Annotated in this window: 14 protein-coding genes, 1 tRNA gene and 2 pseudogenes; 4 read left to right on the top strand and 13 right to left on the bottom strand. The window is 69.6% G+C overall.

Going from position 1 to position 16031, the window contains the following annotated elements; all coding sequences use genetic code 11:
- The 5 genes from ACLZN2_RS20185 to ACLZN2_RS20205 all read right to left on the bottom strand — a co-directional run bounded on the left by ACLZN2_RS20185 (position 1) and on the right by ACLZN2_RS20205 (position 5656).
- Positions 1–1584 carry a FadD3 family acyl-CoA ligase gene (locus tag ACLZN2_RS20185; RefSeq protein WP_416979953.1) on the bottom strand — a complete coding sequence of 528 codons (1584 nt, stop codon included), beginning with the start codon at positions 1582–1584 and terminating at the stop codon, positions 1–3.
- A complete protein-coding gene (locus tag ACLZN2_RS20190) occupies positions 1581–2741 on the bottom strand; it encodes an acyl-CoA dehydrogenase family protein (protein ID WP_416979955.1) in 1161 nt (386 codons plus the stop codon). Before ACLZN2_RS20190 ends, ACLZN2_RS20185 begins: the two co-directional genes overlap by 4 nt.
- 2 nt (positions 2742–2743) lie before the next feature.
- Positions 2744–3724, bottom strand: coding sequence for an acyl-CoA dehydrogenase family protein (locus ACLZN2_RS20195; protein WP_416979957.1), 981 nt, complete (start codon positions 3722–3724; stop codon positions 2744–2746).
- Between the two features lie 5 nt (positions 3725–3729).
- Positions 3730–4527: an enoyl-CoA hydratase/isomerase family protein gene (locus ACLZN2_RS20200; RefSeq protein WP_416979959.1), complete on the bottom strand. Its 798-nt coding sequence runs from the start codon at positions 4525–4527 to the stop codon at positions 3730–3732.
- Positions 4528–4594: 67 nt separating this feature from the next.
- The gene (locus ACLZN2_RS20205; RefSeq protein WP_416980219.1) at positions 4595–5656 is read right to left on the bottom strand and encodes a FadR/GntR family transcriptional regulator; all 1062 of its coding nucleotides are present in this window, start codon (positions 5654–5656) and stop codon (positions 4595–4597) included.
- Here ACLZN2_RS20205 and ACLZN2_RS20210 point away from each other — a divergent pair.
- On the top strand, positions 5595–5996 hold the full coding sequence (locus tag ACLZN2_RS20210; protein ID WP_416980221.1) for a DUF4158 domain-containing protein: 402 nt from the start codon (positions 5595–5597) through the stop codon (positions 5994–5996). The two genes, ACLZN2_RS20205 and ACLZN2_RS20210, sit on opposite strands and share 62 nt — an antisense overlap.
- Here the strand turns inward: ACLZN2_RS20210 and ACLZN2_RS20215 are convergent.
- The 3 genes and pseudogenes from ACLZN2_RS20215 to ACLZN2_RS20225 form a co-directional block, all read right to left on the bottom strand.
- Positions 5918–6478 (bottom strand): annotated as a pseudogene (locus ACLZN2_RS20215) (ISAs1 family transposase); the annotation flags it as partial. The gene ACLZN2_RS20210 and the pseudogene ACLZN2_RS20215 sit on opposite strands and share 79 nt — an antisense overlap.
- Positions 6382–6648, bottom strand: coding sequence for a transposase family protein (locus tag ACLZN2_RS20220; RefSeq protein ID WP_416979961.1), 267 nt, complete (start codon positions 6646–6648; stop codon positions 6382–6384). The pseudogene ACLZN2_RS20215 and the gene ACLZN2_RS20220, both read right to left, overlap by 97 nt.
- A gap of 318 nt (positions 6649–6966) precedes the next feature.
- On the bottom strand, positions 6967–7938 hold the full coding sequence (locus ACLZN2_RS20225) for an SDR family NAD(P)-dependent oxidoreductase (RefSeq protein WP_416979963.1): 972 nt from the start codon (positions 7936–7938) through the stop codon (positions 6967–6969).
- A gap of 63 nt (positions 7939–8001) precedes the next feature.
- On the opposite strand from ACLZN2_RS20225, the gene ACLZN2_RS20230 reads away from it, so the two are divergent.
- Positions 8002–8574 carry a TetR/AcrR family transcriptional regulator gene (locus tag ACLZN2_RS20230; protein WP_416979965.1) on the top strand — a complete coding sequence of 191 codons (573 nt, stop codon included), beginning with the start codon at positions 8002–8004 and terminating at the stop codon, positions 8572–8574.
- Positions 8575–8876: 302 nt separating this feature from the next.
- Here the strand turns inward: ACLZN2_RS20230 and ACLZN2_RS20235 are convergent, their stop codons facing one another.
- Positions 8877–9353 carry a hypothetical protein gene (locus ACLZN2_RS20235; protein ID WP_416979967.1) on the bottom strand — a complete coding sequence of 159 codons (477 nt, stop codon included), beginning with the start codon at positions 9351–9353 and terminating at the stop codon, positions 8877–8879.
- A gap of 1532 nt (positions 9354–10885) precedes the next feature.
- On the opposite strand from ACLZN2_RS20235, the gene ACLZN2_RS20240 reads away from it, so the two are divergent.
- Positions 10886–12088 carry an RNA-guided endonuclease InsQ/TnpB family protein gene (locus ACLZN2_RS20240; RefSeq protein WP_416980223.1) on the top strand — a complete coding sequence of 401 codons (1203 nt, stop codon included), beginning with the start codon at positions 10886–10888 and terminating at the stop codon, positions 12086–12088.
- Between the two features lie 35 nt (positions 12089–12123).
- On the opposite strand, the gene ACLZN2_RS20245 is transcribed toward ACLZN2_RS20240, so the two are convergent.
- Together ACLZN2_RS20245 and ACLZN2_RS20250 are read right to left on the bottom strand one after the other, a co-directional pair.
- On the bottom strand, positions 12124–12891 hold the full coding sequence (locus tag ACLZN2_RS20245) for an SDR family NAD(P)-dependent oxidoreductase (protein WP_416979969.1): 768 nt from the start codon (positions 12889–12891) through the stop codon (positions 12124–12126).
- A complete protein-coding gene (locus tag ACLZN2_RS20250; protein WP_416979971.1) occupies positions 12891–14057 on the bottom strand; it encodes an acyl-CoA dehydrogenase family protein in 1167 nt (388 codons plus the stop codon). The genes ACLZN2_RS20245 and ACLZN2_RS20250 overlap by 1 nt, the downstream gene beginning before the upstream one ends.
- 226 nt (positions 14058–14283) lie before the next feature.
- Between ACLZN2_RS20250 and ACLZN2_RS20255 the strand changes: the two genes are divergently transcribed.
- A tRNA-Pro gene (locus ACLZN2_RS20255) sits at positions 14284–14360 on the top strand.
- On the opposite strand, the gene ACLZN2_RS20260 is transcribed toward ACLZN2_RS20255, so the two are convergent.
- Entirely contained in the window at positions 14323–14781 is a 459-nt protein-coding gene (locus ACLZN2_RS20260) for a tyrosine-type recombinase/integrase (RefSeq protein ID WP_416979973.1), read from the bottom strand. The two genes, ACLZN2_RS20255 and ACLZN2_RS20260, sit on opposite strands and share 38 nt — an antisense overlap.
- Positions 14765–15943: pseudogene (locus ACLZN2_RS20265) on the bottom strand (site-specific integrase); the annotation flags it as partial. The gene ACLZN2_RS20260 and the pseudogene ACLZN2_RS20265, both read right to left, overlap by 17 nt.
- Between the last annotated feature and the right edge of the window lie 88 nt (positions 15944–16031).

Genomic DNA, 16031 nt, shown 5'->3' on the forward strand with positions numbered 1-16031 from the left:
TCAGCGGCTCCCGAACCGGTCGCGCAGCTCGTGCTTGAGCACCTTCTGGCCGGCGTTGCGCGGCAGTGCCTCCACGAACCGGACATGGCGCGGCACCTTGAAGTTGGCCATGTGCTCCCGGGCCCAGGCCACCACGTCCGCCTCGGTGACCTGTGCGCCCGGCCGGGGGACGACGAACGCGCAGCCGACCTCCCCGAGCCGCTCGTCGGGCACGCCGACGACCGCGACCTGGGCGACGGGCCCGTAGCCGAGGAGCAGTTTCTCTATCTCGGCAGGGTAGGCGTTGAAGCCGCCGACGATGTACATCTCCTTCTTCCGGTCGACGATCGACAGGTTGCCCGCCGAGTCGAGGCACCCGACGTCTCCGGTGTGCAGCCAGCCGTCCGGGTCGACGGCCTCGGCGGTGGCGGCCGGGTCGTCCCAGTACCCGCGGGTGACGTTGTAGCCGCGCACCAGGACCTCCCCGACCCCGTCCGCGCCGTCGCCCCCGGCGATCCGCACCGCGACGCCGGGGATCGGGCGGCCGGTGGTGCGGGCGACCGTCTCCTCGCTGTCGCCGGGGCGGGTCGAGGTGACCAGGGCCGTCGACTCGGTGAGCCCGTACGCGCTCAGCACGATGTCGAAGCCCAGGTCCTTCTTCATCGCCCGGATCAGGGACTCGGGGATCGTCGTGCCGCCGGTCATGGACACACGCAGGGAGGAGAGGTCGCGCGCGGCCCGCTCGGGGTGGTCGAGCAGGTCGTGGAAGATCGTGGGCGGGCCGAGGAGGATGCTCACCCGCTCCCGCTCGATGATCTCCAGCGCCCGGCCGGCGTCGAAGACCGGCATGGGGACGACGGTCACGCCGTGCAGGAAGGACGCGAGCCAGCCCGCCTTGTAGCCGAAGCAGTGGAAGAACGGCGGGACGACCAGGAAGGTGTCCGAGGCGCGGAAGGTGTATTCCTCGGACATCCAGCCATAGGCGCGCAGCGACTGGCCGTGGGTGAGGATCACGCCCTTGGGGTGGCCGGTGGTGCCGGAGGTGAACATCACGTCCGATACGTCGTCCGGGCCGAGCCGGTCGATCGCCGCGTGGGCGGCGGAGACGTCCGACTCCTCGCCGAGGGCCAGGAACTCCTCCCAGCTCAGCCCGGCCGAACCGCGTGGCCCGAGCAGCGAGACCGTCGTCCCCAGCGCGGGCAGTCCGGGGTCCGCCTCCTTCAGCGCGGCGACGTGGTCGGTGCCCAGGAAGGAGGCGGCGGCGAACAGCGCCCTCGCACCGGACCTGCGCAGGATGTAGGAGATCTCCCCGGCCTTGAAGCGGGTGTTGAGCGGGACGACGATCCCGCCCGCGCCCTGGATGCCGAGCGCGGCGACGATCCACTCCGCGGAGTTCGGCCCGCACAGTCCCACCCGGTCGCCCGGCCCGACACCGAGCGCCACGGCCGACCGGACGGCCCGCAGCATCAGCTCCTCCACCTCCCGGAAGCTCAGCCGCCGTTCGCCCTCCACCAGTGCCGGGGCGTCACCGAACCGGCGGGCGGCCAGCCTGATCACGTTCGGGATGTTTAGGAACTCCTCGTCGTGACGCCTGAGTTGGCTCATCGGTCCGCTCCGTCGGTCAGGCGCAGCACGCGCTTGGCGATGATGTTCCGCTGGATCTGTGAGGTGCCGCCGTACACGGACGCGGCCCGCGAGTAGAGGTACTCGGCGAAGACGTCCCCGCCCGGCCCGTGCACCTCGTGCGGGAACACCTTCAACGCCGTCGCGTACAGGCGCTGTTCGGCCCGGGTCATCAGCAGCTTGTCGACGGACGACTCCGGCCCCGCCGGCTGTCCGGCGAGCCGTTCGGCGATCCGGCGGCGGGCGTGTGCGAGCAGCACCTCGTAGTCGACGAAGCAGCGCCCGATCTCCGACAGCAGCCCGTCCGGCAGCTCGCCGCGCCGCTCGCGCGCTGCCCGCCGCAGCCGCTCCACCAGCAGCCCGTACTTCGACAGATGCCCGGTGTCCAGGGCGTTGCGTTCGTACGACACCGTGGTCATCGCCAGCGCCCAGCCGTCTCCCTCCGCCCCGATCCGCTCGGACCGCGCGAGCCGTACGTCGTCCAGGAACAGTTCGCAGAACTCGTCGTCGCCGTTGGCCGCGCGCAACGGGCGCACGGTCACCCCGGGACGGTCGAGAGGCAGCGCGAACGCGGTGATCGAGGCGTGCGGGGGAGCCGTGCGGTCGGTGCGGGCCAGCAGCAGGCAGTGGTCGGAGTACTGCGCGTAGCTCGTCCAGAGCTTCTGCCCGCGCACGGTGTAGTGACCGTCGTCGTGGCGTTCGTCGTGGCGTTCGGCGTACGTGGTCATCCCCGCGAGGTCGGAGCCGGCGCCGGGCTCGCTGAAGCCCTGGCACCAGACGTCGTCACCGGCGAGCATGCGCGGCAGCAGCAGGCGGCGCTGCTCCTCGGAGGCGAACTCCAGCAGAGCGTGGGCGAGATAGCCGACGCGGGGGACACCGGGTGCGCCCAGCGCGCCCAACTCGTCACTCACGGCCACCTGGTGAAGCGACGTCAGTCCACGACCGCCGTACTCCTCGGGGACGTCGAGGCCGACCCAGCCGCCGGAGTGCAGCAGGCGGTGCCAGCGGTGGAGGAAGACGGGCGGCGGCTCGTCCGGCAGGCGCTCGGGGAGCGGGTGGTCCGCCAGCCAGGCGCGGAAGGCGGTGCGCAGGCGCTCCAGGTCGGCCGGGTCGCCGAAGTCGAGGGGGGTCTCGGTCATGGTCACGGTGCCACCGCCTCCGGTTCCGGTTCCGGTTCCGCCAGGACGGGCAGCAGCTCGCCCGGGGGCGCCAGCACGGCCGCGCCCACCAGGACCCTGCGCAGATACAGATGGGCCACGTGCTCCCACGTCTGGGCGATTCCGCCGAACACCTGCATGCCCGTGTACACCGCCTCCACCGCCGAGGAGCCGGCCTCCGCCTTCGCCACCCGGGCCGCGGTGAGCGCCCGGCCGGGCGGCTCGTGGTCCAGGCACCAGGCGGCGTACCGGGTGGCGCTCGTGCAGGCCTCCACCAGGACCGTCGCGTCGGCCAGCAGATGCCGTACCGCCTGGAAGGAGCCGATCGGACGGCCGTACTGGCGGCGCTCGCGGGCGTACTCGACGCTCAGCGCGACCAACTCCCGGGCCGCACCGACGAGTTCGCTCGCCACGATCACCAGGGCATAGGCCTGCCAGTGCAACAGGGCCTCAGGGGCGAGCCTGCCGACGACCGGGCCGCCGGGCAGGGCGCACCGCACGGTGCGCAACAGGTCCGCGGTGGGGGCGGGCGGGCCCAACCCGGTACGGACCACCAGTCCTTCGGCGTCCACGCACAGGGCGCTGTCCGCGCCCTCGCAGTCCCAGGCGACGAGTTCCCCGGGGCTCGCCGGCGGGAAGCCGAGGTCGGGGGCGAGGGCGACCGTCGGGGTGCCCTCGAACTCCGCCTCGCCGAGGAGCCGTACGACCTCGGGAGCCAGCAGGGCCGTACCGAGGAAGGACGTGGTCAGGGGGCGGCGGCCGTGCTCCTCGGCGAGCAGCGCGCACTCCTGGACGGTGGCGACCGGTGGCGCCGTACGGCGCAGACCGGCGAGGCCCAGCCCGTCGAGTGCCTCCTGCGCCGCCGCACGGGCGGCGGGTTCCGCCTCGTCGGCCGAGCCGATCCGGTGCCGGGCCGCGAACGACCGCAGCAGCTCGCGGACCAGGACGAACTCCTCGGACTCCACGCCTCTCAGGCCTCCTCGGGCGCCGCCGGGCGGGCGGCCCGGGAGGCGAGTGCGTCGACGATACGGATGTGGTCCGGGCTGGTCATCGTGGCCCGCTCGGCCAGCAGCGCGGCCTCCATGCCGCCCCGTGATACCTGTTCGACCACCGCCGCGAGGGCCGCCTTGGTGGCGCGCAGGGCCTCGGCGGGCTGGGCCGCGAGCCGGCGGGCGAGGGCGAGTGCCTCGTCCATCAACCGGTCGCCGGGCACCGCCCGGTTGGCCAGGCCCAGTTCGACCGCCGTGGCGGCCGGGATGCGGTCCCCGGTGAAGAGGTACTCCTTCACCCGCAGCAGACTCGTCAGCAGCGGCCACAGGGTGACCCCGCCGTCGCCCGCGACCAGCCCCACGGACACATGCGGGTCGGCCAGATAGGCGTCCTCGGCCATCAGCACGAGGTCGCAGCCCAGGGCCAGCGAGCAACCCAGACCCACCGCCGGGCCGTTCACGGCCGCGACCACCGGCAGCGGGAAGCGGATCATGTCGGTCTGGATCGTGCGGTCCAGCCGGATCGACCGCTCCCGCAGCTCCGGATCGGTGTGGTGGCGGCGCAGATGGTCGAAGTCGCCACCCGCGCTGAACGCCCGGCCCGCGCCGGTCAGGACGACGGCCCGCGCCCCGGCGTCGTCGGCCAGCTCGCGCCACACCTCGGAGAGCCGGCGGTGCAGCTCCTCGGACACGCCGTTCAGCCGGTCCGGGCGGTTCAGCGTGACGACGCGGATGTCGCCGTCGGCGGCCACGGACAGTACGGGACTCACCTCGCTCATACCGGGATGGTATTAAAGGTCAGACCGAAGCTGTCAATGGTGTTGCGCGAATTTGAGAATCACATTCTCAGATGGACCGGCGGTCGTCCACCTCGGCAGCCGCCGCGGCGAAACCGCACACGTGCCGGGTCATCCGCCGGGCCGCCGCCGCCTCGTCGCCCGCCCGGATCGCCTCAGTGATCCGGGTGTGCGCGCGGGCGGTCAGCTCGCGGATCCCGGCGTCCAGGAACGTCTCCAGGTTCGTCGCCGCGTGGATGGACCGGGCGAGGGCGCTCATGAACCCGATGAGCAGTTCGTTGTCCCCCGCCCGCGCGACCGCCGTGTGCCAGCGCACGTTCGCCCGCAGGAACCGCTGGACGTCCTCGCCCGCGCCGACCAACTCCGCGTGCGCCGCGTCGAGTTCCTCCAGATCCCGCTCGGTGCGGCGGCGGGCCGCCAGCGCGGCGCAGGCCGGCTCGATCGCCTCACGGGTCTCGTGCAGCGCCTCGAGGCGGATGCCCTGTCCCCGGATCACCAACTGCACGGTGTTCGCCAGGGACTCCCGCCCCGGCCGGTGCACGAAGGCCCCGCCCCCGCGTCCCGGCCGGATCTCCAGCAGTCCCTCGACCTCCAGGATCCGCAGCGCCTCGCGCACGGTCGCCCGGCTCAGTCCGGTCTGCTCGACGAGCTGCCGCTCCGGGGGCAGGGCCGTGCCCTCGCCGAACTCCCCGGACAGGATCCGCTCCCGTACCTCGTTCGCGAGCACGTCCGACGCCTTCGGCACGGTCAGCGTCTCGAAACGGGGGGTGGGCTGCTGCTGTGCGGAGCGCGGCACGGTCTCGGGCCTCTCATCGGGGTGCGTCCGTTTCGGCCGGACCATTGCAGAGGTCCGGCCTTCACATTCAATACGCAGGCCCCGGGTGCTGTCACATGGTCTGTTGCGAGGAGGTGCCGTGCTCGGCCCTGTTCTCGTATAGCTACGGCCAACGGACATGTAGCGCTGGGTGACTGCTGTGGTCGTCGTTTCCCCTCGCCAGGCGCCTCGTTGAGCTGAACGAGTGATCTCGGACGGGGTGGAGGAGTACGGGGTGCGGCAGGACTGGGAGCCGGAGTACCTGATCGAGGTCTGGACGCTGCTGGAAGACGACATGAAGCGGGTGCGGAACAAGTCCGGTGCGACTCGGCTCGGGTTTGCGCTGCTGCTGAAGTTCTTCGAGGTGGAGGCCCGGTTCCCGGAGTCGGCCAAGGAGGTGCCGGCCGCCGCGGTGGAGTACGTGGCCCAGCAGGTCAGGCGGCGCTTGATCTCCATGGCCTGGACCGCGTGCGGGAAGAGCAGACCTGGCAGGACGGTGCAGACCTTCAGACCGCGGATCTCGCGGCGGCAGTGTCTGGCCCCGGTAGTGCGGGCCTGCAGCGGAATCTGCTTCCAGGGCAGGCATCGCAGCTGCTTGTGCAGCTTCTTCTGGTTGCCCTTCACGACCAGGAGGTAGTGGCCGCCAGCGGTGATGACGCGTTCGGCGTGGGCGCGCTGGGTGTGTATCGCATCTGCGGTGACGACGACACCGCGCAGGTCGATCCGGTTCAGCAGCGGGGCGAAGGCGGGGATTTCGTTGCTCTTCGCGGCAATCTGGCGCTGGGCGATCACGGTCTGGCATGCGTGGAGCGCGGCGGCGAGCAGGTGGACAGCAGTGCCGTCGGTGCGGGATCCGCGCACGGTCTTGCCGTCGACGGCCAGACCGACCAGGGTGTCGCCGGGTTCGTCGACCGGGTCGGCGACGTAGCGGGCGAGCCAGGCACCCACGGCGTCGTCTAGGGCATCGCCGTCGAGGCGGGCCAGGAGCCTTCCCAGCGTGGAGGCGTTGGGTGTGCTGGAGGTCAGTCCGAGTTGTTCGCGCAGGTCGGAGCCGTATCGGTGGCGAAGCGGGCGATGGCGGCCAGGGACGTGGCTCCGCCGAGGACGGCGACCAGGCACAGCGCGAGCAGGGAGCCCAGGCGGTAGCGGCGGCCCCGGACACGGCGCGGATCGGGTAGCCGGCCCAACACGTCCGCCAGGCAGGCGAGCTGTGACGGTTCCGGTTCTGGGCAGGTGGAATCGGTGTCCGACAAGTGGCGCTGCAGGACACCGATCAGGGAGGATGGCACGCAAACGCGACCCCTGTTCGTAGTCAAAGGCTTCGACAACCTTGGTCATCAGGGGTCGCGTCTTTTGTTGCCGAACTGGGTGAACCGACCACGCATGCGCGTACTTCTCTGCCGAGTTCAGCGTGTTGAGCCGCGCTGGCCAGCGTCTCGGTCGCGCCGAAGGCGGTGCCCCGCACCGGGTTCTCGGAGAGGAACCGACCGGGTTGGCTCTGCGCATCGGACGTTGCCATCTTCGCAGGCCATGTGGTATCGGTCTTGTGAGTCGATGCGGTGACCAATCAAGAAGGCGGCGGTACCGCTTGCTGTGGCGTCAGGAGGTCAGACGCGAAGCAGGTCGGTCGAGACCGTCCAGAGGCGCTTGGCGGTGGCGGGATCGAGCGCCCATTCCTTGACACCGTGCGGGTGCTGCGCGAGGTCGGCGTCGTTCGTCACGGTGTAGGCCTCTTGTGAATCGTCGAGGTAGTGGCCTCCGGAGTGCGCGAACTCCGGGGCGACGGCCGCAACGATGCTGGTGGCAGCCCCCTGCTCGACCGTTTTGTACGTGAAGACTCCGGCGGCTTCGGCCGCATCGAGCGACTCCTTCTGTTGCGTTGTGAAGTTCCGCTGCAGTCCCGTCGCGACACCGCCGGGGTTCACCGCATTGGCAATGATGCCGTCGGACGCCCAGAGGCGAGTCGCCTCGACGGCGAAGAGAGAGTTCGCGGTCTTCGACTGAGCGTAGGCAAGCTGCGGATCGTAGCTGCGACGCTCGAAGTGAAGGTCGTCGAAGTCGATGCCGGAACGCATGTGCGCCGTCGAACTGACCGAGACGATCCGTGCTCCGTCGCGGTCGGCCGCTCCCAGGGCCAGGGCGTCATGAAGGCCGGTGGCGAGGGCGAAGTGGCCAAGATGGTTCGTCGCGAATTGCAGCTCCCAGCCCTCACGCGTTCGTTCGAGGCCACCAGTGACCACGCCCGCGTTGTTGATCAGCAGGTGAAGCGGGCCGCCCCACGCGTCAACGAATCGCGTGACAGTGATCCTTTCGGCAAGGTCCAGCCGGACGACTCGGGGCCGTATCCCTCCGGTCGACTTCGAGATCGTCTCAGCGACGGCGTCACCCGCAGTCGTCTTCCGGACAGCGAGCGTCACCTCCGCCCCGGCAGCGGTCAACGCACGAGCCGTCTCGATCCCGATTCCGGAGGAAGCGCCCGTCACGATCGCGCGGACGCCGGTGAGGTCGACGCCCCGCAGGACCTCGTCCGCGGTGCTGGAGGCGGTGAAGGGCGTGGAGATGGGTTCGCAAGTAGTCATGGCGGCGACTATACGTATTAGACTTGATTTGTATAGTACGTATCTCGCTCGTATGCTCGGCCCATGAGCAGTCCCGATGCCGGCCACTCGCCGTCGACAGTCGCCGACACCAACCGTCGGACCATGGTTCTGGACTCCGCCATGGTCACGTTCGCGCGATTCGGTTACCGGAAGACCTCGATGGAGGAGGTGGCGCGGGCGGCGCACATCTCCCGGCCCGGGCTCTACTTCCTCTTTTCCTCGAAGGAGAGCCTGTTCCGCGCCGCCGTCACCCAGGTATTGGAGCGCGACATCACGGCGGTCGAACACGTCCTGGCCGACACCGGCCGACCCCTTGCAGAGCGCCTCCTCGATGCGTTCGACCAGTGGGCGGGCCGCTACATCGGCCCGCTGACGCGCGATGTGGCGGTGGTCATCGAGGACAACCCCGACCTCCTGGGGGAGATCGTCGAGACCACGCCGCAACGTTTCGAGCAACTGATCACAGACGCCATCGCCGTCGAGGCAGGACAAGCGGCGGCCCGCCAAGTCGCCCAGACGATGATTAGCGCATCGACCGGCCTCAAGCACCAGGCCGCATCACGGGACTTCTACCTCGAACGACTGGAGGTCGCCATCGATCTCCTGGTGTGCTGAAGACGCTTACCGAAGCCCGCGGGAGAGGGCCCGGCCGAACAGCCAGGTCCGCCCGCCCGGCCAGAACTGGCACGGATCCCCCGCCACCCGACGATCCTCCGGCACCCAGAACGTACGCCACCCCGGCACGCTTCCACCCCTGTTCGATCCGCTTCAACACGTCGACCCAACAGGGAAGATGACGCAGGCGATCAGCTCATCTCGCCGACTGAGAACGCATTAGCCCTGGCTGCGGCCGGTCTTCATGGCCTGGAGGGGCCGTGCCGCCTGTCTCCATGCCGTTCGGTGGGCCGCAGGGACAATCACAGTCCCCGCCATTGGCGCGTGAAGCGGCCAATGTAGGGGCGGGGCCGGTAGGGATCATAGTCAGGGGTAGCGTCCAATTGGCGCAGTAGCTTGAACTGGTGGGGTGCGCGATGGCAGTCGCGGATGAGGGCCCATTCGGCGGCGACGGGCCACTGGTTGAGCTGGGCTCGGATACCGGGGCGCCATTGCTCCCAGGTCTCGCCGCCGACCCAGCCCAACTCGCGCAGTTCCAGCTCGTCTTCACAAAGCCGCAAGTACAGGCGCACGGCTTTGAGTTCCTCGCTGCTGCATGCTGTGCCGTCCTCGGTGACGAGGGCCAGGGAGGGGAAGCCGTCTAGGATTTGCCAGTAGCGTGCGATATAGGCGTCTTCGATGGTTTTGACGCGGGCTCTGGCGGCGCTGACCGAGCTGCTGATCAGTGCGATGAGGGCGACGCCTGCAGCGAAGACGGCGACCCAGAATTCTGCGTTCACTTCGTGGAGTCCTCAGGGCAATAGGAGAGAGGGTCTCTCATCTCGCCAACGGTGACCAAGACGCGGCGACAGGGCAAGGCTGTCCCAGCGCTGCCGCCACCTGCCGGGCTCGCGGGTGTACACAACCCACCCGGAGCCAGACGTGTCGTACGCGTTGGTGCGTCCCGTCGGCCACGGGTCCAGGGCCACGCGATGACCAGAGTGGCGCGTGGGGTTGATCTGGTTCGTTGATCTCTCGGGACTGAGCGCTGCCCCTCGGATTCTCCGCGCCGCACTCGCGGAACCTCCAGAGCGTCGCCTGTGCCATTTCGCCCCCTCATCCCGGCGCTACCCCTCGCCTATTGCCAAGCTGCTCCACGGCCTGATCTGTGCGCGGACCCTACCTCTGCCCGCCCTCGCCACGGAGCACGTCCCCGACGGTCCGGCAGGAGTCGACTCTGTGCTGTGCGCGGCGGGCGCGTTCATCCGGGTCTCGCACGAAGAGAGCCTGCCGTCCCGGTGGATAGGTGCTGACCATCTTCAGACTCCGTTCACGGACGACTCCGGGGTGCGTCTTGAGCAGGCGGCGCCACGCGTCCTGGGCTTCGCTGCCTTGGAGAGGCACGACCTCGACCTTCGGCATCAGCCCCAGCAGCAGCTTCAGGACCTCGACGCCGGCCTGAAGCTCGGCCGCCTTCGGCGAGCGGTTGATTTACCAGGGGTAGGCGTTCCAGGGAGTGACGTCTCGCGGCGCAATCCCCGCCCCCTCGAAGAGCCGGACCTGAAGCTCCGCTGTCGGATCGTCGTTCTCCACGCACAGAAATCCGGAACCGGCGCCCTCCTGCGTCTTGGGGCCCGGGTCCCCGCAGGATCGACAAGGCGCGCGCCTCCACGCCTCCGTGCCAGGGTCAACGTGCGGCATCCAGCCACGCCCGTCCTAGTCGCGCAAGGCGTTGACCATCTCATTGATCGGACGTACGTGGGGGGCATAGCACCCCTGCTCTATCCGGAACGCCTCGTCCCGTATTCGTCTCGCCATAATCCCTCCAACACCGGCTCACACCACCACGGGGACCCTACCGGGAACATCTGACACTGCAGACTGCTCGATCGACCCTCCTCACAGGCGCCAGAGGACGAGTCGCGAAGGATGCGACGGAGGCTGCGGGCGGCTCTGTTGCCATGGGAAGTCCCGAGTATCACAAAGAGCCACATGCCACCTGGCCATAGCCATACGAGAACTGAGCCTCGGCCGCCACCCGCTGTACCGCTCGCCCTCGCGCGGGGTCCGACCCCTAGCATCACGCAGCGCTACATATCCGTTGGCCGTAGCTATACGAGAACAGGGCCTGCTCACCTGGGCGTGGAACCCCGCATCTCGTTTCCGGCTCCCGCGGAATGGAGAGCTGTGCAGGCTGCCCGATGGAGCGGGATCGAACGCGTGTGCCAATGTTCGCTGATAGGGGTGGCGGGCGCGGAAGGCTGGTGCGGGTGTATGGGCGTCGTACATACGGTTGGTTGGCGGCGGCGTGGAATCGGGAGGGGGCGAGGCGATGGTGGCAGTGAAAGTGCCCGACGGGGTTGGCCACGCCAGGTACACGTACCGATTGCGGGTGTCGCCCGCGGCCGACGCGGGGCTGCTGGCGGAGTGGGACCGGTGTCGGTGGATCTGGAACGAGTGCGTGGCCCGCTCTAAAAGGGCCCATGCCGATGGGGAGAAATGCGGTCCCGCCCGACTGGACCGGCTGTTGACCCAGGCCCGCGCTGTGACGCCTTGGCTGGCCGAGGGGTCCTCGGTGCCGCAGCAACAGGTCGTCCGGGACTTCGGAAAGTCCCGTGCGAAGGCCCTGAAGGACATCAAGGAGCGGTTGCCCACGCGTTGCCGGGCTGGGATGCCGAAGCACAAGAAGAAGATGGAGGTGCGGCCCACTCTGAACTACACGCGGCGGGGTTTCCGGTTGAAGGATGGCCGCCTGCACCTGGCAGGTGGGATCATCCTGAGCGTGGTGTGGTCCCGCACATTGCCCGCTGAGCCGTCCTCGGTGCGTGTTTACCAGGACACCACCGGGCATTGGTACGCCTCGTTCGTCGTCCCCGTCCGGAGCCGACCCTTGCCGAAAACTGGCAGAGTGATCGGGATCGACTGGGGGGTGAAGGAGACGGCGACCACCACCAGCGCCGCCCACGACCTGCCGAACGGCGAGTACGGCCGGAAGGCACAGGCGAAATTGACCCGGTACGACCGGATGGTGGCCCGCCGCAGGCCGAAGAGAGCGCAGGCGGCTTCGAAGGGATACAGGGAGGCGAAGCGGTGGCGGGCGAAGACGTACCAGAAGATCGCACGGCAGCGGCAAGACGCCGCCCGCAAGTGGGCGAAGAAGGTCGTGCGTGATCACGACGTAGTCGCGGTGGAGGACTTCAAGCCGAAGTTCCTCGCAAGGACGCCGATGGCGCGCAAGGCGGCGGATGCCGCCATCGGGGCCGCGAAACGGGCGCTGCTCGAGATGGGCCGCAAGCACGGGCGGGATGTGCGTCTGGTGAATCCCGCGTACACCACCATGGACTGCGGACAGTGCGGAGCGAGAACCAAGCACGCACTGCCGCTGTCGGAACGCACGTACACGTGCACTACGTGCGGGCTCGTGTCTCCCAGGGACAAGAACTCCGCGCGTGTGATGCTCGTCCGGGCTGGTCTGGACCCGGCTGGTGTCGAGGGCGCAAGACCTCCTGGAGCGCAGCTCCAGGAGGCGGCCTGAGCCAGGAATCCCCTGCCCCTCGGGGTGGGGAGCAGTCAAATGACCATGCCCCCGTCCACCGGCAGCACCTGTCCGGTGACGAAGGACGCCGCGTCGGAGGCGAGGAACACGAAGGCGCCCGCGACCTCCGCCGGCTCCGCCCAGCGGCCGAGCGGGATCCGGGCCAGCATCTGGGGGGCGAACTTCTCGTTCGTGCGGATGGTCTCGGTCATCGGGGTCGCCGCCAGCGGGGCGAGGGCGTTGACGAGGATGTTCCTGCGGGCCAGTTCCCGGGCCAGGGACTTCGTCAGCCCGATGACCGCGGCCTTGGCGGCGGAGTAGTTCACCTGGCCCAGAGTGCCGACCAACCCGGCCGACGAGGTGACGTTGATGATCCGGCCCCGCCCGTCCTCGGGCAGGTACGGCAGCGCCGCCTGGGCGCAGTGGTGGGCGCCGAGCACGTGGATGTCGAGGATCCGGCGGAAGGCGTCCTCCGTCAGCTTGTCGAACATGGCGGGCGCGGTGATCCCGGCGTTGTTGACGAGGATGTGAAGGGTGCCGCCGGTGAGTCCGGCCGCGCGGGCCACGGCCGCGTCCGCCGCCGACCGGTCCGTGACGTCCAGCGGCGCGCTGTCCGCCGTACCCCCGCCCGCGGCGATCTTCCCGGCGACGGCCGCCGCGGCCGCCCCGTCCACATCGGTCACCAGCACCGCCGCACCCGCCCGCGCGAGCGCCTCGGCGACCGCGGAGCCGATGCCGCCCGCCGCGCCGGTGACCAGCGCGGAACGCCCCGTGAGATCGAACAGACCCGACCGGTCGGTCATCAGTAGCTCCTCGGCAGTCCCAGTGTGTGCGATCCCAGATAGTTGAGGATCATTTCCTGACTGATCGGCGCGATCCGCATCAGCCGCGCCTCACGGAAGAAGCGGGCCACGGGGTACTCCTCGGAGTAGCCCATCCCGCCGTGCGTCTGCAGCGCCCGGTCGGCGGCGGTGAAACCGGCGTCCGCGCACAGGTACTTGGCGGTGTTCGCCTCCCGTCCGCAGGGCCGCCCCTGGTCGTACAGCCAGGTCGCCTTGCGCAGCACCAGCTCCGCCGCGTCCAGTCGCGCGAGGGCGTCGGCGAGCGGGAACTGCACGCCCTGGTTCTGGCCGATCGGCCGCCCGAAGACGACGCGCTCACGCCCGTAGCGCACCGCCCGGTCGAGCGCGACCCGGCCGATGCCGAGCGCCTCCGCCGCGATCAGCATCCGCTCCGGGTTGAGCCCGTCGAGGAGGTACCGGAAGCCCTCGCCCTCCTCGCCGACCCGGTCCTCGACCGGGACACGCAGATCGTCGATGAACAGCTCGTTCGAGGTGACGGCGTTGCGGCCCATCTTCGGGATCGGGCGGATGTCGACCCGGGCGCGGTCGAGGTCGGTGAGGAACAGGGTCATGCCGTCGGTGCGCCGGCCGACCTCGTCGAGCCTCGCCGTCCGGGTCAGCAGCAGGATCTTCTCCGACTCCATCGCCTTGGAGATCCACACCTTGCGCCCGCTGACGACGTAGTGGTCGCCGTCCCGGCGGGCGTACGTCGTGATGCTCGTCGTGTCGAGACCCGCACCCGGCTCCGTCACGCCGAAGCACACGTGCAGGTCGCCGGAGGCGATCCGGGGCAGGGTGCGGCGCTTGAGCTCCTCGGAGCCGTGCACGACCACCGGATGCATGCCGAAGATCGACATGTGGATCGCACTGGCGGCGTTCATCCCGCCGCCGGAGCGCGCGACCTCCTCCAGCAGCAGCGTGGCCTCGGTGATGCCGAGGCCGTGACCGCCGTACTCCTCCGGCATCGTGATGCCCAGCCAGCCGCCGCCCGCGACGGCGGCGTAGAACTCCTCGGGGAACGCGTGGTCGCGGTCCTTGTCCATCCAGTACCGGTCGTCGAAGTCCTTCAGAAGCCCGGCGACGGCCTTGCGGATCGTTTTCTGGTCCTCGGTCAGCTCGAAGTCCACGGCGGGGACACCCCTCTGCCGGATGCGTGCGCAGTGATACACGCGAAGAGATTCACGCGAAGAGATTCACGCGAAGAGATTCACGCGAAGTGTGAATCATTCAAAGGTCAGACCAAAGTGTCTGTCAAGGTGCGCAGTGCCGGTCGGCTCCCCGTAAGCCCGCACCCGTCCCCGTACGGTAAGGTTTACCTGCGCGTTCCCGCAGCTCACCGCCGCGGAAGCGCGACGGGACGTGGCGCAGCTTGGTAGCGCACTTGACTGGGGGTCAAGGGGTCGCAGGTTCAAATCCTGTCGTCCCGACCAGCTTTGATGCAGGTCGGAGGCCGTTCTCTCGTTGCGGGAGGGCGGCCTTTCGGGTTCCTGGAGGGCTGGTGGTCGCAGGCCGGGGTTGCGGCCGGGCCGCGGTGGCGCTGAAGGGCGGCGGGGCGGGGGAGCGGAGCCGGTGGAGGGCCTCGCGCAGCCGTTGGATGTGGTCGCGTGGTGAGCGCGGCCGCGTCTGCCGGGCCTGACGGTCGGCTCTCTGTTCGGCCCGGGTGAGGGTGTGTTCGATGGTCTCGACGGCTTCGCGGGCGGCCTGCCGGGTGAGGTGGCTGTAGATGTTGGCCGTGGTGGACAGGGTGGAGTGGCGCAGGGTCTTGGAGACCACGGTGAGCGGGACGCCGGCGGTGATGGTGAGGGTGGCGGCCAGGTGGCGCAGGTCGTGAACGGTAACCCGGGGGGACACCGGCCTCGTCGGAGAGCTCCCGGAGCCGGTCCAGGACGGTTCTGGGCCGCAGCGGCCGGCCGTCGGGCCGGCAGAAGACCAGCCCGGTGAACGGACCGCCGGGGGCCGTGTGGCTGCGATCCGTGGACCGGGCCCGGCGTCGGAGGGCGGACGCGACGCGGGGTGAGATGGCCACCCAGTTCCTGCTGGAGCGGGTCTTGGGCGCGGTGATGACGAGTCGGTTGTTGTCGATCGCGGAGAGTGTGCAGCGCACGTAGAGGACGCCCTCGCGTAGGTGGACGTCGTCCCAGTGCAGGCCGAGGGCTTCGCCCTTGCGCAGGCCGGTGCCGATGAGGAGCTCGAACAGGTCGGCCATGTCCGGGTCGGCCGTGTGGCAGTGCCGGAGGAAGCGGACCGCCTCGTCGGTGGTCCAGATCCGGCGCTCCGGCGCGGGCGGCCGCCGCAGGGCCGGCGGGCTGGCGGGGTTATGGGCGAGGCGGTGCTGGCGGACTGCGTCGCCCAGCGCACTGGACAGGGTGGCGAGGCATCGATAGAGGGTGGTGCGGCCGCGGCCGGCGGCGAGCTGGCCGGTCACGAAGGCGCTGATGTGCCGGTGCCTGAGCTCGTCCAGCTTCAGGCTGCCGAAGGCGGGGACGAGATCGTTGTGCGCATAGTCCCGGTAGCGGGCCATGGTGGTCGGCTTGAGCACCAGCGTCTTCGCCGTCAGCCAGGTGTTCAGGTAGTCGGCGACGGTCTGGTTCGGGTCGGCGTTGAACCCGCCCGCCTCGCCCTCCAGGAACGTCCGCAGGGCGGCCTCGGCGGCGTCGTGGCTCGTGAAGCCGCCTCGCCGGACAGTGGTCCGGTGGCGGGCTGGGGCGGGAACGTCGACCGCGAACGTCCACGTCCCGTGGTGACCGTCGATGAGCATTCGGGGGCAGTGTGCTCCCAGCTGGCGGCGGTGGGTGTCTCGGCAGCCGCACCTGCGGTAGACGCGGCCGCGGTCGGCGGTGGTACGCATGAGGATCGCCTCCAGAGTGCGGAGGAAGAGCCGACACCTCCAGTCTCGTGCGACCACCTGCGACCACCACGCCAGCTGTGCCTGCCGTGACCAGGGCATTTCCCTTGGCCGGGCGCCAAGGGGTACCCAGCAGGTTCTTCGTCTGCTGGTGCAGCGGCAACGCATCGCTGACCTGTACACATGACGGCTATAAGTGCTCGTCGGAGTCGTTGGCCCGGGAACGGTCCGGATCTCGATGGCCTCGAGTACTGAG

Origin of the sequence: Streptomyces sp. T028 (assembly GCF_048159505.1) — a bacterium.
Taxonomy (GTDB): domain Bacteria; phylum Actinomycetota; class Actinomycetes; order Streptomycetales; family Streptomycetaceae; genus Streptomyces.